Origin of the sequence: Pseudomonas sp. IT-347P (assembly GCF_949768005.1) — a bacterium.
Classification (GTDB): Bacteria; Pseudomonadota; Gammaproteobacteria; order Pseudomonadales; family Pseudomonadaceae; genus Aquipseudomonas.
The window spans coordinates 78753-104760 of the sequence record NZ_CATKPQ010000003.1; the positions used below are offsets into that span (position 1 = coordinate 78753).

Annotated in this window: 27 protein-coding genes; 15 read left to right on the plus strand and 12 right to left on the minus strand. The window is 60.5% G+C overall.

Annotated elements, in window-relative coordinates:
* Positions 1-38: 38 nt before the first annotated feature.
* Positions 39-407, minus strand: coding sequence for a hypothetical protein (locus ACM6IV_RS01975; protein WP_414868512.1), 369 nt, complete (start codon positions 405-407; stop codon positions 39-41).
* A gap of 224 nt (positions 408-631) precedes the next feature.
* Here ACM6IV_RS01975 and ACM6IV_RS01980 point away from each other — a divergent pair, with 224 nt between their 5' ends.
* Positions 632-1930, plus strand: coding sequence for a serine/threonine protein kinase (locus ACM6IV_RS01980; RefSeq protein WP_414868513.1), 1299 nt, complete (start codon positions 632-634; stop codon positions 1928-1930).
* Entirely contained in the window at positions 1923-2711 is a 789-nt protein-coding gene (locus ACM6IV_RS01985; protein WP_414868514.1) for a VacJ family lipoprotein, read from the plus strand. Before ACM6IV_RS01980 ends, ACM6IV_RS01985 begins: the two co-directional genes overlap by 8 nt.
* 176 nt (positions 2712-2887) lie before the next feature.
* On the opposite strand, the gene ACM6IV_RS01990 is transcribed toward ACM6IV_RS01985, so the two are convergent.
* Entirely contained in the window at positions 2888-3802 is a 915-nt protein-coding gene (locus ACM6IV_RS01990) for a DUF808 domain-containing protein (protein ID WP_414868515.1), read from the minus strand.
* A gap of 135 nt (positions 3803-3937) precedes the next feature.
* Between ACM6IV_RS01990 and ACM6IV_RS01995 the strand changes: the two genes are divergently transcribed.
* Positions 3938-4543: a TetR/AcrR family transcriptional regulator gene (locus tag ACM6IV_RS01995; RefSeq protein ID WP_414868516.1), complete on the plus strand. Its 606-nt coding sequence runs from the start codon at positions 3938-3940 to the stop codon at positions 4541-4543.
* Positions 4544-4655: 112 nt separating this feature from the next.
* Here the strand turns inward: ACM6IV_RS01995 and ACM6IV_RS02000 are convergent, their stop codons facing one another.
* Positions 4656-5114 carry an REP-associated tyrosine transposase gene (locus ACM6IV_RS02000; RefSeq protein WP_150692209.1) on the minus strand — a complete coding sequence of 153 codons (459 nt, stop codon included), beginning with the start codon at positions 5112-5114 and terminating at the stop codon, positions 4656-4658.
* 212 nt (positions 5115-5326) lie between these two features.
* On the minus strand, positions 5327-5767 hold the full coding sequence (locus tag ACM6IV_RS02005) for a GlcG/HbpS family heme-binding protein (RefSeq protein ID WP_414868517.1): 441 nt from the start codon (positions 5765-5767) through the stop codon (positions 5327-5329).
* Positions 5768-6035: 268 nt separating this feature from the next.
* On the opposite strand from ACM6IV_RS02005, the gene gcl reads away from it, so the two are divergent.
* From gcl to ACM6IV_RS02045, 8 genes are all read left to right on the plus strand, one after another.
* Positions 6036-7811: a glyoxylate carboligase gene (gene gcl / locus ACM6IV_RS02010; protein WP_041479607.1), complete on the plus strand. Its 1776-nt coding sequence runs from the start codon at positions 6036-6038 to the stop codon at positions 7809-7811.
* 193 nt (positions 7812-8004) lie between these two features.
* Complete coding sequence (hyi, locus tag ACM6IV_RS02015; RefSeq protein ID WP_095050211.1) at positions 8005-8787, plus strand: hydroxypyruvate isomerase; 783 nt, start codon at positions 8005-8007, stop codon at positions 8785-8787.
* 160 nt (positions 8788-8947) lie between these two features.
* A complete protein-coding gene (locus ACM6IV_RS02020; protein WP_414868518.1) occupies positions 8948-9841 on the plus strand; it encodes a 2-hydroxy-3-oxopropionate reductase in 894 nt (297 codons plus the stop codon).
* Between the two features lie 155 nt (positions 9842-9996).
* The gene (locus ACM6IV_RS02025) at positions 9997-11271 is read left to right on the plus strand and encodes a glycerate kinase type-2 family protein (RefSeq protein ID WP_414868519.1); all 1275 of its coding nucleotides are present in this window, start codon (positions 9997-9999) and stop codon (positions 11269-11271) included.
* Positions 11268-12683: a pyruvate kinase gene (gene pyk, locus ACM6IV_RS02030; protein ID WP_414868520.1), complete on the plus strand. Its 1416-nt coding sequence runs from the start codon at positions 11268-11270 to the stop codon at positions 12681-12683. The genes ACM6IV_RS02025 and pyk overlap by 4 nt, the downstream gene beginning before the upstream one ends.
* Before the next feature lie 147 nt (positions 12684-12830).
* A complete protein-coding gene (locus ACM6IV_RS02035; protein ID WP_414868521.1) occupies positions 12831-13745 on the plus strand; it encodes an urea transporter in 915 nt (304 codons plus the stop codon).
* A 21-nt stretch (positions 13746-13766) separates the two neighbouring features.
* Positions 13767-14591 (plus strand): ion transporter, encoded by an 825-nt coding sequence (locus tag ACM6IV_RS02040; RefSeq protein ID WP_414868522.1) that lies wholly within the window; start codon positions 13767-13769, stop codon positions 14589-14591.
* A 104-nt stretch (positions 14592-14695) separates the two neighbouring features.
* Positions 14696-15694, plus strand: coding sequence for a sulfate ABC transporter substrate-binding protein (locus ACM6IV_RS02045; protein ID WP_126361321.1), 999 nt, complete (start codon positions 14696-14698; stop codon positions 15692-15694).
* Positions 15695-15934: 240 nt separating this feature from the next.
* Here ACM6IV_RS02045 and ACM6IV_RS02050 read toward each other — a convergent pair whose 3' ends face one another.
* A complete protein-coding gene (locus ACM6IV_RS02050; protein ID WP_414868523.1) occupies positions 15935-16555 on the minus strand; it encodes a hypothetical protein in 621 nt (206 codons plus the stop codon).
* Positions 16556-16797: 242 nt separating this feature from the next.
* Here ACM6IV_RS02050 and ACM6IV_RS02055 point away from each other — a divergent pair, with 242 nt between their 5' ends.
* Positions 16798-17985, plus strand: coding sequence for an MFS transporter (locus ACM6IV_RS02055; protein ID WP_414868524.1), 1188 nt, complete (start codon positions 16798-16800; stop codon positions 17983-17985).
* 67 nt (positions 17986-18052) lie between these two features.
* Here ACM6IV_RS02055 and ACM6IV_RS02060 read toward each other — a convergent pair whose 3' ends face one another.
* Positions 18053-18457 carry a type II toxin-antitoxin system HicB family antitoxin gene (locus ACM6IV_RS02060; RefSeq protein ID WP_414868525.1) on the minus strand — a complete coding sequence of 135 codons (405 nt, stop codon included), beginning with the start codon at positions 18455-18457 and terminating at the stop codon, positions 18053-18055.
* Positions 18457-18669 carry a type II toxin-antitoxin system HicA family toxin gene (locus ACM6IV_RS02065; RefSeq protein ID WP_414868526.1) on the minus strand — a complete coding sequence of 71 codons (213 nt, stop codon included), beginning with the start codon at positions 18667-18669 and terminating at the stop codon, positions 18457-18459. The genes ACM6IV_RS02060 and ACM6IV_RS02065 overlap by 1 nt, the downstream gene beginning before the upstream one ends.
* A 225-nt stretch (positions 18670-18894) precedes the next feature.
* On the opposite strand from ACM6IV_RS02065, the gene ACM6IV_RS02070 reads away from it, so the two are divergent.
* From ACM6IV_RS02070 to ACM6IV_RS02080, 3 genes are all read left to right on the plus strand, one after another.
* Positions 18895-19551, plus strand: a complete 657-nt coding sequence (locus ACM6IV_RS02070; protein ID WP_414868527.1) for a peroxiredoxin-like family protein — start codon at positions 18895-18897, stop codon at positions 19549-19551.
* Between the two features lie 27 nt (positions 19552-19578).
* Positions 19579-20298, plus strand: a complete 720-nt coding sequence (locus ACM6IV_RS02075) for an SDR family oxidoreductase (protein ID WP_414868528.1) — start codon at positions 19579-19581, stop codon at positions 20296-20298.
* 145 nt (positions 20299-20443) lie between these two features.
* The gene (locus ACM6IV_RS02080) at positions 20444-21322 is read left to right on the plus strand and encodes a LysR family transcriptional regulator (protein ID WP_414868529.1); all 879 of its coding nucleotides are present in this window, start codon (positions 20444-20446) and stop codon (positions 21320-21322) included.
* 66 nt (positions 21323-21388) lie between these two features.
* On the opposite strand, the gene ACM6IV_RS02085 is transcribed toward ACM6IV_RS02080, so the two are convergent.
* From ACM6IV_RS02085 to ACM6IV_RS02105, 5 genes are read right to left on the minus strand one after another with little or no spacing between them, the layout of a single operon-like run.
* On the minus strand, positions 21389-21793 hold the full coding sequence (locus ACM6IV_RS02085; RefSeq protein WP_414868530.1) for a hypothetical protein: 405 nt from the start codon (positions 21791-21793) through the stop codon (positions 21389-21391).
* Positions 21794-21818: 25 nt separating this feature from the next.
* On the minus strand, positions 21819-23021 hold the full coding sequence (gene ccmI / locus ACM6IV_RS02090) for a c-type cytochrome biogenesis protein CcmI (protein ID WP_414868531.1): 1203 nt from the start codon (positions 23019-23021) through the stop codon (positions 21819-21821).
* Positions 23018-23488, minus strand: a complete 471-nt coding sequence (locus ACM6IV_RS02095) for a cytochrome c-type biogenesis protein (RefSeq protein WP_414868532.1) — start codon at positions 23486-23488, stop codon at positions 23018-23020. The genes ccmI and ACM6IV_RS02095 overlap by 4 nt, the downstream gene beginning before the upstream one ends.
* Entirely contained in the window at positions 23485-24021 is a 537-nt protein-coding gene (locus ACM6IV_RS02100; protein ID WP_414868533.1) for a DsbE family thiol:disulfide interchange protein, read from the minus strand. The genes ACM6IV_RS02095 and ACM6IV_RS02100 overlap by 4 nt, the downstream gene beginning before the upstream one ends.
* A complete protein-coding gene (locus tag ACM6IV_RS02105; protein WP_414868534.1) occupies positions 24018-26006 on the minus strand; it encodes a heme lyase CcmF/NrfE family subunit in 1989 nt (662 codons plus the stop codon). Before ACM6IV_RS02105 ends, ACM6IV_RS02100 begins: the two co-directional genes overlap by 4 nt.
* Positions 26007-26008 lie beyond the last annotated feature (2 nt).

Sequence of the window (26008 nt, forward strand, 5' to 3'; positions counted from 1 at the left end):
CCCCTTGTAGGAGTGAGCCTGCTCGCGATAGCTGACGATCAGGCGCTGCGAGTCGCTCTGACCAGTCGCAACCCGGCAATCACCAGCGCAAAAACCGCCAGCGTGGTGTTGTACAACGCCAGCGCCGGCACCCCGATTACCAGCGCCAGCACCGCCAGCCACCACCCTGCCCGCCCCGGCACGACGAAACCAATCAACGCCGCGCCTAACGCCGTCCAGCCCAACACCTTGAAGTGAATCATCAAGCCCAGGTTCGAACGCACCTGACATTCCCAGCGGCTCGCCTCGTCGACGCAGATGCCCACCCACTTTCCGTCTTCCATAAAGCCATAACGCGCGCCATAACTGGCGGCCAGCCACAATGGCAACAGAACGAGCAGCAAAATCACGGGCAAACGGCGGGACATGAAACACTCCAATGTGCGGAAATCGGCGGCCAGCTTAATCTGCCGCCAGCCGTGTGCAAGAACTAACAACTGTTAACTGTTCATTCAGGGCGTGCAAAGTGTATCGTCCAGCTACTATTACCCCGAATTCTGCCTGTTTGGTGCCGCAGCATGGCACTTTGGCGCAAACCCGGTGGTCATAGCATGCGAACTTCATTCGGCACCTTCCTCTAAGGGATCTAGTCATGCTCCGTTCCTTGCGCTTCGCCGCGCTGTTCAGCGGCCTTATTCTGAGTGCGTCCGCACTGGCGGTGGATATCGACGCCGCCAGTTATGGCTACCCCCTGACCAACCCGTTCGAGGCGACCATCGCCACGACGCCGCCGGACTTGCGCCCGGAATTGCCGCTGGACGATGACATCACTCAGTCGGACCGCAGCCTGACGCTGCGCCCGGAGCGCGAGTTCATCCTGCCGGACAACTTCTGGGCGGTAAAAAAGCTCACCTATCGCATCGCCACCCAGGACAAACCGGCACCGCTGATCTTCCTGATCGCCGGCACCGGCGCGCGCTATGACAGCACGCTCAACGAATACCTGAAAAAGCTTTATTACAAGGCCGGTTACCACGTCGTGCAGTTGTCGTCGCCGACCAGTTTCGACTTCATCAGCGCCGCCTCACGTTTCGCCACCCCAGGCGTGACCAAGGAAGACGCCGAAGACATGTACCGGGTCATGCAGGCCGTGCGCGCGCAAAACCCGAAACTGCCGGTCACCGAGTATTACCTGACCGGCTACAGCCTCGGCGCCCTCGATGCCGCCTTCGTCGCGCATCTGGATGAAACCCGTCGCAGCTTCAACTTCAAGAAAGTCCTGTTGCTCAATCCGCCGGTCAACCTCTACACCTCGGTGACCAACCTCGACAAACTGGTGCAGACCGAGGTGAAGGGCATCAACAGCAGCACGACGTTCTATGAGCTGGTGCTGTCCAAGCTGACCCGCTACTTCCAGCAGAAAGGCTACATCGACCTCAATGATGCGCTGCTCTACGACTTCCAGCAGTCCAAGCAGCACCTGACCAACGAACAGATGGCGATGCTGATCGGCACTTCGTTCCGCTTCTCGGCGGCCGACATTGCCTTCACATCGGACCTGATCAACCGTCGCGGCCTGATTACCCCGCCGAAATTCCCGATCACCGAGGGCACCAGCCTCACGCCATTCCTCAAGCGTGCGCTGCAGTGTGACTTCGACTGCTATATCACCGAACAAGTGATTCCGATGTGGCGTGCGCGCACCGACGGCGGCAGCCTGCTGCAACTGATCGATCAGGTCAGTCTGTATGCGCTCAAGGATTACCTGCACGACAGCCCGAAAATTGCTGTCATGCATAACGCCGACGACGTGATCCTCGGCCCGGGCGATCTCGGGTTCCTGCGTAAAACCTTCGGTGACCGCCTGACCGTTTATCCACTGGGCGGCCATTGCGGCAACCTTAACTACCGCGTCAACAGCGACGCCATGCTGGAGTTCTTCCGTGGCTAAATATCTCCTGCTGATTGCAGCGTTACTCTGTGCAGGCGTGGCCCAGGCCGACAACAGTAAAGCTAACGCGCCCGTAGTGGTCGACAGCGATGGCTTCAAGGAGCCGCTGTCCAGACTCAAGTTCAACCCGGGACTGGATCAACGCGAATTCGAGCGTTCGACGCTCAACGCGCTGAACGTCTACGACCCGCTGGAATCGTGGAACCGCCGGGTCTACCACTTCAACTATCGCTTCGACCAATGGGTGTTCCTGCCGGTGGTCGATGGCTACCGTTACATCACGCCGAGCTTCGTGCGTACCGGCGTGAGCAATTTCTTCAACAACCTCGGTGACGTGCCGAACCTGGTCAACAGCCTGCTGCAGTTCAAGGGCCAGCGCTCGATGGAAACCACCGCGCGCCTGCTGCTCAACACCACCATCGGCATCGCCGGCCTGTGGGACCCGGCCACCGCCATGGGCCTGCCGCGTCAGAGCGAAGATTTCGGCCAGACCCTGGGCTTCTACGGTGTACCGGGCGGCGCTTACTTCGTGCTGCCAATCTTCGGCCCGTCGAACATCCGCGACACCGCCGGTCTTGCCGTGGATTACACCGCCGAATCGGCGATCAACTTCCTCAACGTCTCGGAAGTCAGCTCCAACCACCCGGAAATCTGGGCCCTGCGTGCGGTCGACAAGCGCTACCAGACCAGTTTCCGTTACGGTCAGATGAACTCGCCGTTCGAATACGAGAAGGTGCGTTACGTGTACACCGAAGCGCGCAAGTTGCAGGTTGCCGAGTAGTTTTCGGCGGGTAACAAAAAGGGCCATTCGATGCGAGTCGAATGGCCCTTTTTCATGGCGTCACACAGATCCAATTGTAGGGGTGAGCCTGCTCGCGATAGCGGTGTACCCGTCACCACTTGCATGGCTGACAAACCGCTATCGCGAGCAGGCTCACTCCTACAGGGGGACTGCGTTCAGCCTTTGATCGCTTTCCAGATCTTGCCAACGACGGAAACCACCGCCAACACCACCGCACCGGCAATAATCCCCGCCAAGCCATTGAGCAACATCGGCACTGCAAACCCGGCACTCCCCGCCGCGGCGCCAACGCCTTCAATCCAGTGATGCAGCACCGGCACGCCGTGGGTGAGGATGCCGCCACCGACCAGGAACATCGCCGCGGTGCCGACCACCGACAGGGTTTTCATCATGTACGGCGCGGCACTGAGGATCGCGCTGCCGATTTTCTTCGCCAACTGCCCGGGCTTTTGCGTCAACCACAGGCCGAGGTCGTCGAGTTTGACGATACCCGCCACCAACCCGTAAACGCCAACCGTCATGACGATGGCGATGCCGGACATCACGATCACTTGCTGCGTCAGCGAAGCATCCGCCACGGTGCCCAGAGTGATGGCGATGATTTCTGCCGAGAGAATGAAGTCCGTGCGAATCGCACCCTTGATTTTGTCCTTCTCGTACGCCACCAGATCCGTCGCCGGATCGGCTACCGCCTCAGTCAGTTGCGCATGCCCGGCCTCGTCTTCAGCCTTGCTGTGCAGAAACTTGTGCGCGAGCTTCTCGAACCCTTCGAAGCATAAATACGCACCGCCGACCATCAACAGCGGCGTGACCAGCCACGGCACGAACGCACTGATCGCCAGCGCCGACGGCACCAGAATCAGTTTGTTGACGAACGAGCCTTTGGCCACGGCCCAGACCACCGGGATTTCCCGCTCGGCACGCACGCCGGAGACCTGCTGGGCGTTGAGCGCCAGATCGTCACCGAGCACGCCGGCGGTCTTCTTGGCGGCCATTTTGCTCATCAACGCCACGTCATCCAGCACGGTGGCAATATCGTCGACCAGCACCAGCAAACTGCTTCCTGCCATGAATCCTGTTTCCTTTTATGTATGAATGGTGCGAAGCATAACGCGACCATAGACCACGCGGGGCATTCTTGAGCGCTGCGCGAGGCCGGTGCTACCATGCGCAACCGCCAGAACAGGCAAGGAACCACCGGGTTTATGAGCACAATCCGCGAGCGCAACAAAGAACTGATCCTGCGTGCCGCCAGTGAGGAGTTCGCCGACAAGGGCTTCGCTGCGACCAAAACCAGCGACATCGCCGCCAAGGCGGGATTGCCCAAGCCCAACGTCTATTACTACTTCAAGTCCAAGGAAAATCTCTACCGCGAGGTTCTGGAAAGCATCATCGTGCCGATTTTGCAGGCCTCGACGCCATTCAATCCGGACGGCGTGCCGAGCGAAGTGCTGAGCGGCTACATCCGCTCGAAGATCCGCATCTCCCGCGACCTGCCTTTCGCCTCGAAAGTCTTCGCCAGCGAAATCATGCACGGCGCCCCGCACCTGAGCGCCGACCTGGTCGAGCAACTCAACGGCCAGGCCAGGCACAACATCGACTGCATCCAGACCTGGATCGACCGCGGCCAGATCGCCCCGATCGACCCCCATCACCTGATGTTCAGCATCTGGGCCGCGACCCAGACCTACGCCGACTTCGACTGGCAGATTTCTGCGATCACCGGCAAGGACAAGCTGGACGAGGCGGATTATGAAGCCGCAGCGCAAACGATTACCCGGTTGGTGTTGAAGGGGTGTGAGCCGGACTGAAACACCGCGGTGACTGCTTCGCGAGCTGGCTCACTCCCACAGGGATTTGTGAACGCCACAGATCCAATGTGGGAGCGAGCTTGCTCGCGAATGGAGCGACTCGGTTAGCCTGTCAGACCCAAATCGCATCCCAGAGCGGATAGTCGCCAAACTTCTGCACTAAACCTGCCCGCAATGGGTTAGCCACGACATAACGTGCCATTTTCACCAAATCGTCTTCCCGCCTCAGCGCGCGGTCATGAAATCCCTGCTGCCACAAACTGCCTTTTCTATTCGCAGCCAGATTCACTGCCCGCGCGCTCAAGGATTTTGTCCGTTGCATCAGGTCACTCAAGGAACCTCGCTTCAAATCGATCAACCAATGAAAGTGGTCAGGCATCACCACCCACGCCAAAGAGTCGGCAAAGCCCTGCTCTTGGGCGCGTCGAAATTGGTCTACGACCAACCTGCCCAACGCAAAATCACGGAAAACAGGTTCACGGTAAAGAGTATTGGCGGTCAGTAGATATAAGCGGTTGGGTTCGGCATAACGGCCAAGACGTAGGCGATGCGAGACTGATAGTTTTGGCATTCCTTTGCCCCTTTCATGAGAAGACCTGAAAGGTTAGATCTGGGTACAGGAAGGAAGAGGAAAGACTGTTTTGGCCAAATGTGTCTGTTGAATCGCCTTCGCGAGCAAGCTCGCTCCCACAGGGGATTTGAGGTGCTCACACTTTATGTGTCAGAACACAAACCTGTGGGAGCGAGCTTGCTCGCGAAGACTTCAGTTCAGACGCTAAAAAATCAAGCAGCCACCCCCGCATCCGCTCTCAACTCCAACGCCTCCACCGCCCTGATCGCCACCTGCTCATCAATATCCGACAAATCCCCGCTAATCCCGATCGCGCCCAGCACGTTCCCCGCCTGATCCCGAATCAATACACCACCCGGTGCCGGCACGACGCTGCCCTGGCCCATGCTGTTCAGCGCGGCAATAAACGCCGGGCGTTGTTGCGCGTCCTGGGCCAGCAGGCGGGAGCCCTTGCCCAGGGCAATCGCCCCCCAGGCTTTGCCAATAGCGATGTTGGGGCGCAGCAGGCTCGCGCCGTCTTCGCGTTGCAGGGTGATCAGGTGGCCGCCGGTATCGAGTACCGCGATGGTCAGCGGCGCGGCGTTGATGCCGCGCCCTGCGTTGATGGCTTCGTTGACCAGGTTGACTGCGACTTTCAAGGTTAAAGCGCTCATGGTGCCGTCCTCATTTTGTTATAGGGAAAGTCGTGGGGCTGCGCTTTTCTGCCGCAGCCCGAGGCAACAAATAGAACACAATGAGTTATTTTTTTGTATACAATAATTCTCGAAAAGCGCCACATGCGACGAAAAGCCACACTCATACGGACTTCCGACGAATGAAACAGGTGCTTGAGAAAATGGATTGACCTGCGCCGTCCGCCGTGAATACACTCTGCGCAAAGCCACTTGTATACAATTACAAAACGTAAAGAGGCACAAAACCATGAGCAAAATGAGAGCAATCGAAGCCGCCGTTCTGGTGATGCGCCGTGAAGGGGTTGATACCGCTTTTGGCATCCCGGGCGCTGCCATCAACCCGCTGTACTCCGCCTTGCAGAAAGTCGGTGGCATCGATCACGTCCTTGCTCGCCACGTTGAAGGCGCCTCGCACATGGCCGAGGGTTACACCCGCACCAAGGCCGGCAATATCGGCGTGTGCATCGGTACTTCCGGCCCTGCCGGCACCGACATGGTCACCGGGCTCTACAGCGCCTCGGCCGACTCGATTCCAATCCTCTGCATTACCGGCCAGGCACCCCGCGCCCGTATGCACAAGGAAGACTTCCAGGCGGTCGACATCACCAGCATCGTCAAGCCAGTCACCAAGTGGGCGACCACGGTTCTGGAGCCGGGCCAGGTGCCTTACGCGTTCCAGAAAGCCTTCTATGAAATGCGCTCCGGCCGTCCAGGCCCGGTGCTGATCGACCTGCCGTTCGACGTGCAGATGGCCGAAATCGAATTCGACATCGACGCTTACCAGCCGCTGCCACTGGCCAAACCAACCGCGACCCGCGTTCAGGTCGAAAAGGCCTTGGCGCTGCTGGATCAGGCCGAGCGTCCATTGCTGGTTGCCGGTGGCGGCATCATCAACGCCGACGCCAGCGATCTGCTGGTTGAATTCGCTGAGCTGACCGGCATCCCGGTGATCCCGACCCTGATGGGCTGGGGCACGATCCCTGACGATCACCCGTTGATGGTCGGCATGGTGGGTCTGCAGACGTCGCACCGTTACGGCAACGCGACGATGCTGAAATCCGACGTGGTACTGGGTATCGGTAACCGTTGGGCCAACCGTCACACCGGTTCGGTTGACGTTTACACCGAAGGCCGCAAGTTCATTCACGTCGACATCGAAGGCACGCAGATCGGCCGCGTATTCACGCCGGATCTGGGCATCGTTTCCGACGCCGCCGCAGCGCTGACCGTGTTCATCGAAGTTGCTCGTGAATGGCAAGCCGCCGGCAAGCTGAAAAACCGCAGTGCCTGGCTGCAGGACTGCCAGCAGCGCAAAGCCAGCCTGCACCGCAAGACCCACTTCGACAATGTGCCGGTGAAACCGCAACGCGTTTACGAAGAAATGAACCAGGTGTTCGGCAAGGACACCTGCTACGTCAGCACCATTGGTCTGTCGCAGATTGCCGGCGCGCAGTTCCTGCACGTCTACAAGCCGCGTCACTGGATCAACTGTGGCCAGGCCGGTCCGTTGGGCTGGACCATTCCGGCAGCGCTGGGCGTGGTGAAGGCCGATCCGAGCCGGAAAGTCGTGGCCCTGTCGGGGGACTATGACTTCCAGTTCATGATCGAAGAACTGGCGGTCGGCGCTCAGTTCAAACTGCCGTACATCCACGTCGTGGTGAACAACTCGTACCTGGGTCTGATCCGTCAGGCCCAGCGCGGGTTCGAAATGGACTACTGCGTGCAGCTGTCCTTCGATAACCTGAACGCGCCGGAACTCAACGGTTACGGGGTTGACCACATCGCAGTGGCTGAAGGCCTGGGCTGTAAGGCGCTGCGTGTGTTCGAACCATCGGAAATCGCCCCTGCCCTGCGCAAGGCCGAACAGATGATCGAGGAGTTCAAGGTGCCGGTGATCGTCGAGATCATTCTGGAGCGAGTGACCAACATCTCCATGGGCACCGAGATCAACGCCGTCAACGAATTCGAAGACCTGGCGCTGGTTGGCAATGACGCGCCGACGGCGATTTCGTTGCTTGACTGATCGTAACTAGCTCCCTCTCCCTCGGGGCGGTCCGACGTTTCGGGAGGGCTGGGGTGAGGAAAAGGTTTTGCGGTGCTCGCACAATCGGGATCAGACTCTGGATTCCCCCTCACCCTAACCCTCTCCCCCAGGAGAGGGGACTGATCGCGTTCAGTCTGACCAACCGTGTCACATCCGTTTTTAGGAGACCACCATGCCGCGTTTCGCAGCCAACCTGTCCATGCTGTTCACCGAACAGGATTTCCTTGCCCGTTTCGACGCCGCCGCCAAGGCCGGTTTCAGCGGTGTCGAGTACCTGTTCCCGTACGACTTCAGCTCCGCCGAAATCAAGGCCAGGCTCGACGCCAACGGTCTGACCCAAGTGCTGTTCAACCTGCCGGCCGGTGACTGGGCCAAGGGCGAGCGCGGTATCGCCTGCCTGCCGGACCGGGTCGAAGAGTTCCGCGCCGGTGTCGATCTGGCGATTGCCTACGCGCAAGTGCTGGGCAACACCCAGGTCAACTGCCTGGCCGGTATCCGTCCGCAAGGCGTTGACGATGCCACCGTGGAAAAGACCTTCGTCGCCAACCTGAAATACGCCGCCGACAAGCTGCAGGCAGCGGGCATCAAACTGGTGATGGAAGCGATCAACACTCGCGACATTCCGGGCTTCTACCTGAACAACACGGCGCAAGCCCTGTCGATTCGCGAGCAGGTCGGCAGCGCCAACCTGTTCCTGCAATACGACATCTATCACATGCAAATCATGGAAGGCGATCTGGCCCGCACCCTGCAATCGCACCTCGGCGAGATCAACCATGTGCAGCTTGCAGACAACCCGGGGCGCAACGAACCAGGCACGGGTGAAATCAACTACCGCTTCCTGTTCGAACACCTCGACCGCATCGGTTATCAGGGTTGGGTGGGTTGCGAATACAAGCCGCTAACCACCACCGAAGCAGGCCTGGGCTGGCTGAAAACCCACAACGCAATCTAAGAACGCAGCAAATCCCCTGTGGGAGCGGGCTTGCTCGCGAATGCGGTGGTTCAGTCAACACGGATATTGAATGTTCCACCGCATTCGCGAGCAAGCCCGCTCCCACAAAAAGCAGTTCTCCCAATTTGCTTGAGCAAGACAAAAACAAGAGGATTTTCTCATGGCTAAAATCGGATTTATCGGCACCGGCATCATGGGCCACCCAATGGCTTCGAACCTGCAGAAAGCCGGTCACAGCCTGTTCCTGTCGCAACACCACGACGCTGCTCCGGCTGATCTGATCGCCGCTGGCGCCGTCGCCCTGGCCAACCCGCGCGAAGTGGCGCAGGAAGCTGAATTCATCATCGTCATGGTTCCGGATACCCCGCAAGTCGACGACGTGCTGTTCCGCGCCGACGGCGTTGCCGCCGGTATCGGCAAAGGCAAAGTCGTGATCGACATGAGCTCGATCTCGCCAACCGCGACCAAGGCTTTCGCCGCGAAGATCAACGAGAAAGGCGCGCAGTACCTTGACGCGCCAGTGTCCGGTGGTGAAGTCGGCGCCAAAGCCGCGACCCTGAGCATCATGGTCGGTGGCGATGCTGATGCCTTCGAACGTGCCCTGCCGCTGTTCCAGGCCATGGGCAAGAACATCACCCTGGTCGGAGGCAATGGCGACGGTCAGACCGCCAAAGTGGCCAACCAGATCATCGTTGCCCTGAACATTCAGGCCGTCGCTGAAGCCCTGCTGTTCGCTTCGAAAAACGGTGCTGATCCGGCCAAGGTGCGTGAAGCGCTGATGGGCGGTTTCGCCTCCTCGAAGATTCTTGAAGTGCACGGCGAGCGCATGATCAAAGGCACCTTCGATCCGGGCTTCCGCATCAGCCTGCACCAGAAGGACCTGAACCTGGCCCTGCAAGGCGCCAAGGAGCTGAACATCAACCTGCCGAACACCGCCAACGCTCAGCAAGTGTTCAGCACCTGCGCGGCCATCGGTGGCAGCAACTGGGACCACTCGGCGCTGATCAAAGGTCTGGAACACATGGCCAACTTCTCGATTCGCGACAACAAATAAGCCACTGCCCCGCTTTCCATGTGGGAGCGGGCTTGCTCGCGAAGAGGACGTGTCAGTCGACATGGAGATTGACTGACCCACCGCATTCGCGAGCAAGCCCGCTCCCAATGGATCTGAGTTGCCCTTTCGAATAACAAGAATTCCGGGAGCCCGCCATGTCGGTCGATCCGCAACAACTGCTGCGTGAGCTGTTTGCCACAGCCATCGACGCGGCCCATCCGAACCAAGTCCTCGAAGCTCATTTGCCTGCCGACCGCAGCGGCCGGGTGATCGTCATCGGCGCCGGCAAAGCCGCCGCCGCCATGGCGCAGGTGGTCGAGCGTTGCTGGGAAGGTGAAGTCACAGGCCTGGTAGTGACCCGTTACGGTCACGGCGCCCCGTGCGAAAAAATCGAGGTGGTCGAAGCCGCGCATCCGGTGCCGGACGCTGCCGGTCTGGCCGTGGCCAAACGCGTGCTGGAACTGGTCAGCAACCTGACTGAGGACGACCGCGTAATCTTCCTGCTCTCCGGCGGCGGTTCCGCCCTGCTCGCATTGCCGGCCGAAGGCATCACCCTCGCTGACAAGCAGTCGATCAACAAAGCTTTGCTCAAATCCGGCGCGACCATCGGCGAGATGAACTGCGTGCGCAAGCACCTCTCGGCGATCAAGGGCGGGCGTCTGGGCAAGGCCTGCTGGCCTGCCACTGTCTACACCTACGCGATTTCCGATGTACCGGGCGACCTCGCCACGGTCATTGCTTCCGGCCCGACCGTGGCCGACCCAAGCACGTCCGCCGAAGCGCTGGCGATCATCAAACGCTACGGCATCGACATCCCCGCCTCGGTGCGCATCTGGCTGCAAAGCCCTGAGTCGGAAACCGTCAAACCCGGCGATCCAGCCTTGGCGCGCAGCCACTTCCAGCTGATCGCCCGCCCGCAGCAATCGCTGGATGCGGCGGCGGTGAAATGCCGTCAGGCCGGTTTCAGCACACTGATCCTCGGCGACCTCGAAGGCGAATCGCGCGAAGTGGCGAAAGTCCACGCCGGCATCGCCCGCCAGATCATCAATCACGGCCAGCCATTGGCAGCGCCGTGCGTGATTCTCTCCGGTGGCGAAACCACCGTGACCGTGCGCGGCAATGGCCGGGGCGGACGCAACGCCGAATTCCTCCTCAGCCTGACCGACAACCTCAAAGGCCAGCCCGGAGTTTATGCCCTGGCCGGTGACACCGACGGCATCGACGGCTCGGAAGACAACGCCGGCGCGATCATGACCCCGGACAGCTACGCCCGCGCTGCTGCCCTCGGTTTGAGCGCCAGCGACGAGCTGGATAACAACAACGGCTACGGCTATTTCGCGGCGCTCGATGCGCTGATCGTCACCGAGCCGACCCGCACCAACGTCAACGACTTCCGCGCCATTCTGATCCTTGAGAACTGCAAATCATGACGCCTGATAAAAAGGTCAAAATCCTCGCCACCCTCGGGCCTGCTGTTGATGGCATCGAAGATATCCGTGAACTGGTCGAGGCCGGGGTGAATATCTTCCGCCTGAACTTCAGCCACGGCGATCACGCCGACCATGCCAAGCGCTATCAATGGATCCGCGAAGTCGAGCGCCAGCTCAACTATCCGCTGGGCATTCTGATGGACTTGCAGGGGCCGAAACTGCGCGTCGGCAAGTTCGCTGACGGCAAGGTGCAGTTGCATCGTGGTCAGGCGTTCCGGCTTGATCTGGACGCGACACCGGGCGATGAGCGCCGGGTCAATCTGCCGCATCCGGAGATCATTGCCGCGCTGGAAGCGGGCATGGACCTGCTGCTCGACGACGGCAAATTGCGTCTGCGCGTGGTGAGCAAATACAACGATGCGATCGACACCACCGTGCTCAATGGTGGCGAACTGTCGGACCGCAAAGGCGTCAACGTGCCGCAAGCGGTGCTTGACCTCAGCCCGTTGACCGCCAAGGATCGCCGCGATTTGAGCTTCGGTCTGGAGCTGGGCGTGGACTGGGTCGCGCTGTCGTTTGTGCAGCGCCCACAAGACATCGTCGAGGCCCGCGCGCTGATCGGCGATAAAGCCTTTCTGATGGCGAAAATCGAGAAGCCGTCGGCGGTCGAACAACTGCGTGAAATCGCTGAATTGAGCGATGCGATCATGGTCGCTCGCGGTGATCTCGGCGTCGAAGTGCCGGCCGAAAGCGTGCCGCAGATCCAGAAAAACATCATCACCACCTGCCGCGAACTGGGCAAACCGGTGGTGGTGGCGACGCAGATGCTTGAGTCGATGCGCTTCTCCCCTGCCCCGACCCGCGCCGAAGTGACTGACGTCGCCAACGCCGTGGCCGAAGGTGCCGACGCGGTGATGCTGTCGGCAGAAACCGCGTCCGGCGAGTACCCGCTGGAAGCCGTGCAGATGATGAGCAAGATCATCCGTCAGGTGGAAAACGGCCCGGATTACCAGACCCAGCTCGACGTCAGCCGGCCGAAAGCCGAGGCAACCGTGTCCGATGCGATCAGCTGCGCGATCCGGCGTATCAGCAACGTGCTGCCAGTGGCGGTGCTGGTCAACTACAGCGAGTCGGGGGCGTCGAGTTTGCGTGCCTCGCGGGAACGGCCGAAAGCGCCAATTCTCAACCTGACGCCGAATCTGCAGACCGCGCGTCGCTTGAGCGTGGCGTGGGGCATTCATTCGGTGGTCAACGATCGCCTGCGCCAGGTCGATGAGGTGTGCTCGACCGCGCTGGAAATCGCCCAGGCGCAAGGCATGGCCGAGCGTGGCGACACGCTGCTGATCACGGCCGGCGTGCCGTTCGGGCAGCCGGGCTCGACTAACTCGCTGCGCATCGAAACATTGATTTAGCGCCTGTACCGGCCTCTTCGCGAGCAGGCTCGCTCCCACAGTTGATTTGTGTGCATCACAAACTCAATGACTGAACAAAGATTCAATGTGGGAGCCAGCCCTGCTGGCGATGCAGGCAATTCGGTTTCACTGACTTTCAGAACTGCCATGCCTGCCAATCATTTCAACACCCACTGCCCCGACTGGGCCGAGGCTTTGCTCAACGGTTTCAGTCAGATATTCCTCCAGCGCCATCCGCTGTGCGGCTTGCTGTGCCTGTTGGCGATTCTGCTCACCGCGCCGGTGCTGTTTGCCGGCGCCCTGCTCGGTGCCGTTGCGGGATTGCTCACCGCGCAACGGCGCAACTACGCCAAGGCTGATCGTCAGGCCGGACTGTTCAGTTATAACGGCGTGCTGCTCGGCCTGCTGCTGAGCCTTTATTTCCCCTGGTCACCGATGCTGCCGCCGCTGATTCTCGCCGCGGGTGGCTTGAGCGCGATGGTCACGCAACAATGGCTCAAACATGTGTACCGCAGCCGCGCCATACCGGCCTACACCTCGCCGTTCGTGGTGCTGAGCTGGCTGTTGCTGCTGTTCGCCGAACCGTCGGCGCCTGTCGCGCCCATCGAAATGAATACGCTGAACCTGCTCGCCGCTGAACTGCGTGGCCTGGGCCAGGTGATGTTTCTCGGTCATCCACTGGCCGGCGCATTGATCGCCATCGGTTTGCTGATCGCTGATCGTCGGGCATTTTGCTGGGCACTGCTGGCGTCGGCGATCGGCCTCGGCTCCAGTCTGTTGCACCACGAAAACAGCGCTGCGCTTTTCGGCCTCGGCAGCTATAACGCCGTGCTCGCCGCCCTCGCCTTCAGTAGCCAACGCCAACAACCGTGGCTGCCGCTGCTCGGCATCGTGCTGGCGCTGCTGGTTACACCGCTGTTTGCGGCGATTGGCCTGGCCACGTTGACCGCGCCATTCATCCTCGCTTGCTGGCTGATCCGCGCCGGGATTCAGATGCTCGGCAAAGCTGTCGTCGAGCGTGCGCCTTGCGCTCACGGGGAGAATCAACCTAGGCTGCGCTGATCTTCGATTCAGGCGTTATCCATGGACAGCAGCAACGATTGGCGCGAACGGCTTTACGTCATGATTTTCCAGAGCGACACCCTCGCCGGGCGTCGCTTCGACGGCATCTTGCTGTTGATCATCCTCTCCAGTCTGGTGATTGTGATGCTCGACAGTATCGACAGCATTCACCAGAACTACGCCGACGTGCTGGCCTACATCGAATGGGGCTTCACGATCATCTTTCTCGGCGAATACATCCTGCGCCTGTACTGCTCGCCCAAGCCGTTGCGCTACGCCTTCAGCTTTTACGGGCTGGTGGATCTGCTGGCGATCGTGCCCGGCATCCTCGCCCTGTATTACAGCGATGCGCAGTACCTGCTGATCATCCGCATTATTCGGATGCTGCGGATCTTCCGCGTGCTCAAGCTCAGTCCGTACCTCAAGCAAGCCAATTACTTGATGTCGGCGCTGCGCGGCAGTAAACAGAAGATCGTGGTGTTTCTGGTCAGCGTCTGCACCCTGGTGACGGTATTCGGCACACTGATGTACGTGATCGAAGGCCCGGAGCATGGCTTCACCAGCATCCCCAAAGGCATCTATTGGGCTATCGTCACGCTGACCACCGTGGGCTTCGGCGACATCGTGCCGAAGACCCCGCTGGGTCAGGTGATTTCGTCACTGGTGATGATCACCGGTTACTCGATCATCGCCGTACCGACGGGGATTTTCACCGCCGAACTGGCCAACGCCATGCGCGGTGAACAGCTGCAACACGATTGCCCGGTGTGCAAGAAAAACAGCCATGAACAGGGCGCAGCGTTTTGCTCGCGGTGTGGCAATGCATTGTTTAAGAAACTGGAATAAGCAAAGATCTTTTTAGTCTTTAAACGACTATGCGCGCGCCGTTATAGTCAGTGGCAATTGAACATCACCCCCTGCTTCCACACAGATAAAACAAGGAATGCGCAGTGAAAAAACTCTTTGGCGCCTCACTTCTCGCCGCCGGCCTGGCCTTGGCCAACATTGCTCAGGCAGCACCGACGCTGCTCAACGTTTCCTACGACGTGATGCGCGATTTCTATAAGGACTACAACACTGCGTTCCAGAAACACTGGCAGGCCGAGCACAACGAAAACATCACCGTGCAGATGTCTTTCGGCGGTTCGAGCAAACAAGCGCGCTCGGTGATCGATGGCCTGCCGGCTGACGTCATCACCATGAACATGGCCACCGACATCAACGCCCTCGCCGACAACGGCAAACTGGTCCCGGACAATTGGGTCACCCGTCTGCCGAACAACAGCGCGCCATTCACCTCGGCCACGGTGTTCATCGTCCGCAAAGGCAACCCGAAAGCCCTGAAAGACTGGCCGGATCTGCTCAAGGACGGCGTGCAGGTGATCGTGCCTAACCCGAAAACCTCGGGTAACGGCCGCTACACCTACCTGTCGGCCTGGGGTTATGTGCTGAAGAACGGCGGTGACGAAAACAAGGCCAAGGACTTCGTCGGCAAACTGTTCAAGCAAGCGCCAGTGCTGGATACCGGCGGCCGCGCCGCGACCACAACTTTCATGACCAACCAGATCGGCGACGTGCTGGTGACCTTCGAAAACGAAGCGGAGATGATTGCCCGCGAGTTTGGTCGTGACCAGTTCGAAGTGATTTACCCGAGCGTTTCTGCTGAGGCTGAGCCGCCAGTATCGGTGGTTGATAAAGTCGTCGACAAGAAAGGTTCGCGTGCGGCGGCGGATGAGTACCTGAAGTACCTGTGGTCGCCGCAAGGTCAGGAAATTGCCGCGGCGAACTACTTGCGTCCGCGTGATCCGGCGGTGTTGGCCAAATACACCGACCGCTTCCCGAAAGTTGATTTCCTCTCGGTGGAGAAGACCTTTGGTGACTGGCGCACGGTGCAGAAGACTCATTTCAATGATGGTGGGGTTTTCGATCAGATTTACAGCGGGCAGTAAGGCATAACCTGTCATGAAAAAGGCGACCCGCAATGGTCGCCTTTTTTTTGGCCGCTTTACCCTCACCCCAGCCCTCTCCCAGAGGGAGAGGGGGCCGACCGAAGTGTCTGGCGAGTTACATCGACCTGAGAGACCTTATCGATTATGGATTCGGCATCGCAGTTTCAGCTCGGCGTATTCCTTCAGCATCCCCCAATCAGTCCCCTCTCCCTCCGGGAGAGGGCTAGGGTGAGGGTGCTTTTACATCGGCGGCGTCACCCCATCCTTCCCCGCAGAAATCGATTGCGCCGTCAATGTGCCATCCGCACTCTGCGTTACAAACGAGACAATCTTCACCCCAACCTTCAGCAAGCTCCGATCCCCCGGCACCAAATTCACAATCGGCACATCCTCCGGCACCAGAATCTTCTGTTGCCCGCCCTTGTAGTTCACCGTCAGCACCCGCCCGTTGCTCACCACCAGATCACCGACGCTGCCATTGGTCATGCTGCTGCCCTTGGCCAGATCGAACGGCCGATGCCCGTCACCGCTGCCCGCCAGTTCCGGCGGAAATACATGCACCTCCAGCGCCTTGAGCGTGCCGTCCTCCTGTGGCATCGCTGCCGAGCCGATGTAGCTGCCGGGTTTGATGTCTTCAATATTGGCCAAAGTGACGGCGCGAACCCTGGTGTCGCCCGTCAACTGAATCACCACGTTTTCCCCGCTGTTGACGTGGACTTTCACGCTGTCGGTGCTGACCCCGGTGATCTCGCCGCGCACGCCGAGGCGCATCCCCGGGGCGTCGGCGGCCTGTGCGCTCATCGTGCCGAGCAGGCCGATCAAGGTAATCGTTGCGGTGTAGCGAAGCGTTTGACGAAACATTGCAATCCTCCGGTCATCAAGGTTGAACACGCCGCTACAAACATAAGCACGCTATCGAAGAAGATGTAAGTGAATGTATCATCGCCCCTCAACGGTCGGACGCAAGGTTCGCCGATGGCTGACACACGATAGCCACCGTTCATTCCGCAACGGAATAACTGATATCAACCGAAGGCGTCTTCTGCCCGTCCGGTTTGCCCCATAGCCTTAGCGCATCCCCATTCGCTGGATCGAGAAACCTTATGACCACCACCACTCACGCAATGACCCGAGGCATGGTGCTGCTGTTCGCCTTCTGCTGCGGCGCCATTGTTGCCAACATCTACTACGCGCAGCCGATCATTGGCCTGATCGCGCCGGACATCGGCCTGTCCGAAACCATGGCCAGCTTTATCGTCTCACTGACGCAGATCGGTTATGCGCTGGGCCTGTTCTTCCTCGTGCCGCTTGGTGATCTGCTGGAAAACCGTCGGTTGATGATCATCACCACCGTGGTGGCGATTGCCAGCCTGCTGGGCGCGGCGTTTACCGATCAGCCAAACGTGTTCTTGCTGATCTCGTTGCTGGTGGGTTTCAGCTCGGTGTCGGTGCAGATCCTGATTCCACTGGCGGCGCATCTGGCGCCGGAAGAGTCTCGCGGCCGGGTGGTCGGCGGGATCATGGGCGGGCTGCTGCTGGGCATTCTGTTGGCGCGGCCAGTGTCGAGCGTGGTTGCCGACCACTTGGGCTGGCGGGCGATGTTCATGATCGCTGCCGCACTGATGGCGGCGATCAGCGTGGTGCTGGCACTGACCGTGCCCAAGCGCCAGCCGGATCACAGCGCCACGTATGGCCAGCTGATCGGCTCGCTGTGGACGCTGCTGCGCCAGCAACCGGTCCTGCGTCAGCGTGCGTTTTATCAGGGTTGCATGTTTGCCACCTTCAGCCTGTTCTGGACCGCCGTACCGCTGGAACTGGCGCGTAACCATGGCCTGTCGCAAAGCGAGATCGCGATCTTCGCCCTGGTCGGCGCCATCGGTGCCATCGCCGCGCCCATCAGCGGACGCCTGGCCGACGCTGGCCACACCCGCATCGCCTCGCTGCTGGCCATGCTGTTTGCCAGCCTGAGCTTCCTGCCGGCGTTCATCCACCCGGCCTACAGCGTCATCGGCCTGGCCGTGACCGGCGTGGTGCTCGACTTCTGCGTGCAGATGAACATGGTCCTCGGCCAGCGCGCGGTGTATTCGCTGGACGCCAAAAGCCGTGGCCGGCTGAATGCCCTGTACATGACCAGCATCTTCATCGGCGGCGCCTTCGGCTCGTCGGTGGCCAGTGCGGTGTATGAGCATGGCGGCTGGTTGTGGGTCGTGATTGTCGGCAGCGCGTTTCCGTTGTTGGCGTTGTTGCGGTTTTTGAGTGTTTCGCAAAAGCCTTCTCTAGCCACCGCCTGAACAAAGAGCTTCGCGAGCAAGCACGCTCCCACAGGTCAAGCAAATGAGCCTGTGGGAGCGATGCCACTCAATACCGCACCAGTTTCTCCATCGCCGCATCCGCCAGAAAGGAGGAGCGGCTTTTGACGTTGTGTTCGCGCACATAACGATCGATTCGCTGGATCACATAACCGGGCAACGTCACGTTGACCTTTTCGGTTTTGCCGAGGTAGGGCGAAACGTCCAGTTCCAGCATGCCCCATCCCATATCGGCGAACTCCGGATGACTGCGATGAGTCGCTGCCGACGTCGGCATGGGAATCGGCTGCCCACCCGCTGCGATCTCCTGCAGCATGATGTGGGCGACTTCAACCGCAGCCTTATAGGCATCTTCAAAACTATCCCCGGCTGTCACGGCCCCAGGGATATCGGGGATCTGAATACCGATGGCGGTGTTCTCGTCCCCCCATTCAATGCAGATTGGATATTGCATTACGGATCTCCTTCGTAACTGGCTGCCGGGTCGTACAACCCGGCACGCCGCCTGATGCTTTTGACCGTCTCCAATGGCAAATCCTTTTTGGGGTGGGGAACGGGAATCGTGTACGGGTTGTATCGATGAGTGAAAATGTGATGACTGCCGGTGACCCTGTCCAGCGTCCAGCCCGCCTCCTCCAGCTCCTTGATCAATAGCCTGCTCTGCACCAACCGCCTCCTTGCCTCGGCCCATTAAAAGTAACCCTAGAGTTATCTTTACTCAAGCACAGAAACCCACAGAGTGACGTCCGGTTGTTTTACCGAATGTAATGAGCGAGCCAACCCATTCCCCCCAAGCATGGATGCTATGCCCCGCAGCGGCGTTCCCCTCACCGTGCCTGACGGTCACTCTTGAACCCAGCCACTACCGGCGCTACTTCAGGACTTCCGACCATGACGCTGCAAGCAAAACTCGATGCCTTCAAAGCCGACTTCAAGGCAGGCAAACCACCTTATAACGCCCCGGCCGACATCCACCCGGTGATGGAACGCGCCACTGCCGAATTGATCGCGTCCGGCGCTGCCAGCCGGGCGTTGAAAGTCGGCGACCTGGCGCCGTTGTTCACCCTGAAAGACCCTGACGGTCATCCGACATCGTCCGCCGACCGGCTGGCGCAGGGGCCGTTGGTGCTGACGTTTTACCGTGGCGTCTGGTGCCCGTACTGCAACATGGAGTTGCAAGCGCTGCAGGCGTTTTTGCCAGCCATTCAGCAGGCCGGGGCGAGCCTCCTGGCGATTTCACCGCAGGTCGCCGCCAACAGCCGCAAGTCGCAACGCATCAACGAACTGCACTTCCCGATCCTCAGCGACCCGCGCAATGACGTGGCGGCAGCGTTCGGGCTGCGCTTCGAACTGCCGCCCTACCTGATCGAGCTGTACAAAAACCTGCGCAATGATCTGCCGACCTTCAACGATGATCCCGCCTGGACCTTGCCGATGCCGGCGCGCTATGTGATCGGCCAGGATGGCGTGATCCGTTACGCCGAGGTCAACCCGGATTACACTCAGCGTCCCGAGCCTGAAGCGATGCTGGATGCATTGCGCGGCTGAACCGATGACCCAAGCCCTGGAGTTGCCATGACCCGACGTACTTTCCTTATCACCGGCGCCAGCAAAGGCATTGGCCGGGCACTGGCCGAACAGCTGGACCGCGCCGGGCATCGCGTGGTGGGGATTGCTCGCCAGCCAGACCTGGGCTTTCCGGGCATGCTGTTTCCACTGGACCTCAGCGATCGCAAGCTGACGGGTGAAGTCCTCGCGGAACTGGCGCGAACCCACGAGTTCGACGGGTTGGTGAATAACGTAGGATTGGTGCGCCCGCAAGCGTTGGGCGATATCGATCTGGACGCCTTCGACGACGTGATGCGGCTGAATCTGCATTCCGCGTTGCAGGCGACGCAGGCGCTGTTGCCGGGCATGCGCACGCGCGGTTGGGGCCGGGTGGTGAACATCTCCAGCCTGACGGTGTTGGGCATCACTCAGCGCACGGCGTATGCGGCGGCAAAAGCGGCATTGGTCAGCTTCACCCGCTCGTGGGCGCTGGAGCTGGCGCAGACCGGCATTACGGTGAACGCCGTGGCGCCGGGGCCGACTGAAACCGAACTGTTCCGTGCCAACAATCCACCGGGCAGCGAGGGTGAAGCGCGGTATCTGGCCGCAGTGCCGATGGGACGGCTGGGGCAGCCGGAAGAGATTGCGGCGGCGATTGCGTTTTTGCTTTCGGAGCAAAGCGGCTTCATCACCGGACAAACCCTGTTTGTCGATGGCGGCGCCTCAGTCGGCAAAGCCGCATTCTAATCAACACACCGAATCCCCTGTGGGAGCGAGCCTGCTCGCGAATACGGTATGTCAGACACATTGATGTTGCTGATACACCGCTTTCGCGAGCAGGCTCGCTCCCACAGGGTTCCACGATAACTTCCAGACTTTTACAGGAGCATTGATGGACCGCCTCGCCGCCATGGAAACCTTCATCTGCGTTGTGGAAACCGGTTCTTTTTCCGCCGCCGCCCGGCGCCTGAATATCGGGCAGCCCGCCGTCTCGAAAACCATCGCTCACCTGGAAAAACGCCTGGCGGTGAGCCTGCTCCTGCGTTCGACTCGCGGCCTGACCCCGACCGAAGCCGGACTCGCCTTCTTCGAACGCGCCAAACGCGCCCTCGAAGAAGCCGACGAGGCCGACAACGCTGCCCGAGGCGCCGCCGGTGGTCTGAGCGGCCACTTGCGCATCAGCGCTGCCGTGACCTTTGGCCGCCTGCACATCGTGCCGCAACTGGGGCCGTTCCTTGATCAGCATCCACAACTGAACATCGACCTGATGCTCGACGACCGCAACATCAATTTGGTTGAAGAGGGCATCGACGTCGCCCTGCGCATGGGCGCACTCACCGATTCCGGTCTGACCGCACGCAAGATCGCCGATTGCCGCCGCGTGGTACTCGGCACACCGGCCTACTTCGCCAGGCACGGCGAGCCGAGCTGCCCCGCCGAACTGAGCAAACACCAAGCTGTGGTCTATAACCTCGGCGGCGGCACCACCTGGCAGTTCGCCAAAGGCGCGGAACAACAATCGGTGATCCTCAGCGGACGCTTGCGCATCAGCGCGGCCGAGGGTGTACGCGAAGCGGTAATGGCCGATCAGGGCCTGACCCTGGCCTCCGAATGGATGTTCGCCCCGGAACTGGCCAGCGGCGCTGTGAAAACCGTCATGCACGACTGGACGTTGCCCGATCTGGATTTATGGGCGGTGTTTCCGACGGGAAGAATGGCGAGCGCCAAGGCGCGGGCGTTTGTCGAGTATGTGCAGGGGTTGTTGACCTAGCGAATGCCCGTGAATAGTTTCAAACAACGGACAACAAAACGGCGATCCGAAGATCGCCGTTTTCATTCACTGCCCGAACTTTTTGCCCAATCCCGGTGGCACGCCGTGGATGTTGGTATCTTCCCACGGGCCGTTGGGGCTGATCGAGCGGCTCCAGCCGTTGTTCCAGCGGTAGTAGGTGCGCTGGCGGTAGAAGGTGTTGGTCTGGTCGTCGAGGACGTAGACGCCGAGTTTCTGGTCCCAGTGGCTGTTACCGCCCGGTGGCGGGGCGAAGCTGGCCGAGGTGCGCGGCACCGGTTTCGCCGGTTTGGCCGGGATGCTTTTGCCTGGCGTCGGCGAGGTCGACGGGGTCGGGCTCGGTTGTGACGGCGGGATCGGCGGCAGGTTGGTGGTCGGTTCCGGTCGTTGCACCGCACATGCACTCAAGCCCAGGGCCAGTGTGAGGACTGTGATTCGGGCGATGGTGTGCATGGCGGTGCTTTCCTGTTGGGTCCGGCTACTTGTCCGGGCTGTCGATGATCAGTTTTTGTAGCGCAGTGGTGCTGCTGGCCAGAGGGCCGCTGCGACCGACCCACTCGCCGGCAGTCGGTTGGCCGGCGCGGGAGATGCGCGCAACCAGTTGGACTTCAGGGAAGTTCGACAGTTTCAACTGCGGCATCATTGCGTCGGCATCGCCCAGTTCGACAGTCACCGGCAGATCGGCCACGGTCAGGCGTTTGGCCGCCAGCGGCGCCGGTGGGCCCGAGGTGGCGCGGGCGAAGATGAACACGCTGTCACCCGGTTGCACCTTGCTTCTGAGATCGCTGGCCAGATCGACGCTGACTTTCAACAGCGCAGCTTTCGCGGCTACCGGCGCCTGAGCAACCTTGCCACCGCTGGCTTGCAGACGCTCGGCGGCGCGGTTGATCCCGCCTTGCAGCGCGGCGCGGGAGTTGTCGTCCGGCGGCAATTGCGCGAGCAGGCGGTTCCAGTAATCGATGGCTTCCTGATAACGCTCGCCTTCAAACGCGGCGATGCCCAGCAGACCAAGACTGGTAACTTCTTTCGGATCAGCCTTCAGCGCTTCGTCGGTCAGGGCCTGGATCTTCGCCGACCATTTCTTGCCATCCGCAAAGTACTGCGCCTGCGCCCACTGGCCGAGCAGTTCCGGCTGACGACCGGCCAGGTTGGCGGCGCGTTCGAACAGCTTCGCCGCATCCGCCGGACGCTCTTGCGCCATGTAAGTACGGCCGAGGAAATACAGGCCTTCGGCAGAGTCCGGTTGCGCCGCAACAGCACGTTCCAGACGCTGCGTCATCTCTTCCATCGACTGCGGTGCCTGGGCGAATTCGCGGGTCAGTTCAACCTTGTCGGCGGCACCGAAATGCAGATACAGGCCCAGGCCCAATACCGGCACCAACACCGCTGCCAGCAGCGGCAACGGCTTACCCAGTTTCGACACACGCGGCGCGGCAACACCCTCGGTATCCGCCAGCAACTCACGCGCCGCCTCGGCGCGGCCACTGTCCATTTGCGCGGCGTCGAGCACGCCTTCAGCCTGTTGCGATTGCAACTCGGCGACACGCTCCTGATACAGCGCAACGTTCAGGGCCGTACGATCCTCTTCACGCTGAGCGCGACGTTCACGCAGCACCGGGATCAGCAGAAAACTCAGGGCGACCAGAAGCAACAGCCCTGCGGCAAGCCAGAAATCAATCATTCTTGGTTTTTATCCAACAGTTGGTCGAGGCGCTGACGCTCTTCACTGGACAGCGCTTGCGGAGTCTCGGCACGCTGGCCGCGACGACGGCGGACGATGACCGCGATCACCACGAATCCACCGAGCAGCAGACCGGCCGGGCCGAACCACAACAGAGCGGTCTTGGCATTGAGCGCCGGTTTGTAGCGGACGAAATCACCGTAACGATCAACCATGAAGTCGATGATCTGCTGGTTGTCCTTGCCCTCGCCGAGCATGCGGAAAATCTCTTTGCGCAAGTCAGCGGCGATCGGCGCGTTGGAGTCGGCGATGTCCTGGTTCTGGCACTTGGGGCAGCGCAGTTCCTTGGTCAACTCGCGGAAACGCTCGCGATCACCTTCTTTGGCGAACTCGTAAGTATCGATGGCCGCATGGGCGACACCGACCAGACTCAGGCCCAATACGGCAGCGGCTAAAAAGCGCTTCATGGCTTGGCCTCATCGACCAGCGCCTGATACTTGGCCGCGAGTTTTTCGCGCCAGACTTGTTCGTCAATCACGCCGACGTACTTGTCGCGGATGATGCCCTTGGCGTCGATGAAAAAGGTTTCCGGCGCGCCGTATACGCCGAGATTGAGGCCCAGCGAGCCTTCGTCGTCACGGATGTCCAGCACGTACGGATTGTGGAATTCGGCCAGCCACTTCAAGGCGTCGGCGTTGGTGTCCTTGTAGTTGATGCCGTAGATCACCACGCCGCGCTCGGCGAGTTTGTTCAGCACCGGATGCTCGACCCGGCAGGAAATGCACCAGGTGCCCCACACGTTGACCAGCGCCGGTTTGCCGAGAAGGTCTGCCTTGGTCAGGGTCTTGTCGCCCTGCACGTTTGGCAGGGAAAACTCCGGGAACGGTTTGTTGATCATCGCCGACGGCAGCTCCGCCGGATCGAGGTACAGACCGCGATACAGAAACACCGCCACCAGCAGGAAAATCGCCAGTGGCACCAGCATCAACCAACGTCTCATGCAGCCGCTCCCGTCATGCCCAGTGCTTCACGCACCTTGGCTTTCACTTTGACCCGATAACGTCGATCCAGCGCTGCCAGCAACCCACCGACACCTGTGAGCAAACCGCCGAACCAGATCCAGCGCACGAACGGTTTGACGTGCACGCGCACCGCCCACGCGCCGTTGTCCAGCGGCTCGCCGAGGGCCACGTAGAGATCGCGGGTGAAACCGGCGTCGATCCCGGCTTCGGTCATCATCGAGCTTTGCACGGTGTACAGGCGCTTTTCCGGGTGCAGCACGCTGATTTCCTTGCCGTCACGGATCACCCGAATCGTGCCTTTGTCCGACGTGAAGTTCGGCCCTTCGAAGTGTTTGGCGCCTTCGAAGATGAAGTGATAACCGGCCAGATCCATCGATTCGCCCGGCGCCAGACGCAGATCACGTTCGGCACTGTTCTGGCTCGACAACACCACGCCCAGCGCACACACGGCGATGCCGAGGTGGGCGATCTGCATGCCCCAATAGCTGCGGGTCAGTGTCGGCAAACCTTTGATCAGGCCTTTGTGGCGAGTCTTGTCGACGATGTCGCGTGCACCGGCGAGCAACACCCACGCGGCGAGCAGGAAGGTCGCAATCACCGCCCAGTTGAAATCGCCGTAAGCAACTCCGGCCACCACCGCCAGCGCAACGCTGCCGAGCAGCACCGGGGTCAGCATGCTCGCCAGCCATTTCACCGGGGTGTCCTTCCAGCGCACGATCACACCGACCGCCATCACCATCATCAGCAATGCCATCAACGGAATGAACAGCGCATTGAAGTACGGCGGGCCGACCGACATTTTCGCGCCACTCAGGGCATCGAGAATCAGCGGGTACAGCGTGCCGAGCAGGATCATCGACGCGGCCACGACCAGCACCAGATTGTTGCCCAGCAGCAGGGTTTCCCGCGACCACAAGTTGAAACCGACCTGACTCTTCACGACCGGTGCGCGCAGAGCGAACAACGTCAGCGAGCCACCAACCACGAACAGCAGGAAGATCAGAATGAACACGCCGCGCTCCGGATCGGAGGCAAACGCGTGCACCGAGGTCAGCACGCCGGAACGCACCAGGAACGTACCGAGCAGGCTCAGGGAGAACGCGGCAATCGCCAGCAAAACGGTCCAGCTCTTGAACACGCCACGTTTTTCCGTGACCGCCAGCGAGTGGATCAGCGCGGTGCCGACCAGCCAAGGCATAAAGGAAGCGTTTTCCACCGGGTCCCAGAACCACCAGCCGCCCCAGCCGAGTTCGTAGTACGCCCACCATGAACCGAGGGTGATACCGATGCCGAGGAAGGCCCAGGCAACGATGGTCCACGGACGCGACCAGCGCGCCCACGCCGCATCAAGGCGACCGCCCATCAACGCCGCGATGGCGAAGGCAAACGCCACCGAAAAACCGACGTAACCCATGTACAACATCGGCGGGTGAACGATCAGGCCGATGTCTTGCAACAACGGGTTCAAGTCGGCGCCATTGCTCGGCATTTGCGGCAGGATGCGTTTGAACGGGTTGGACGTGAGGATCAGGAACAGCAGGAATCCCGTGCTGATCATGCCCATCACCGCCAGCACCCGTGCCAGCATCACTTGCGGCAACTGCCGCGAGAACACCGACACGGCAAAGGTCCAGCCGCCGAGGATCAACGCCCACAACAGCAACGAACCTTCGTGGGCGCCCCACACGGCGCTGAATTTGTAGTACCACGGCAACGCGGTGTTGGAGTTATTGGCGACATAGGCGACGGAGAAGTCATCGGTCATGAACGCGTAGGTCAGAATGCCGAAGGCGAACAGCAAAAACGCAAACTGCCCCCACGCGGCCGGCTGGGCCAGACTCATCCAGAAACGGTCGCCGCGCCAGGCACCGACCAATGGCACCACGGCCTGCACCAGCGCAAAGCACAGGGCCAGAATCATCGCCAGATGGCCCAACTCAGGAATAAAAATCGCCGAGGTCATCG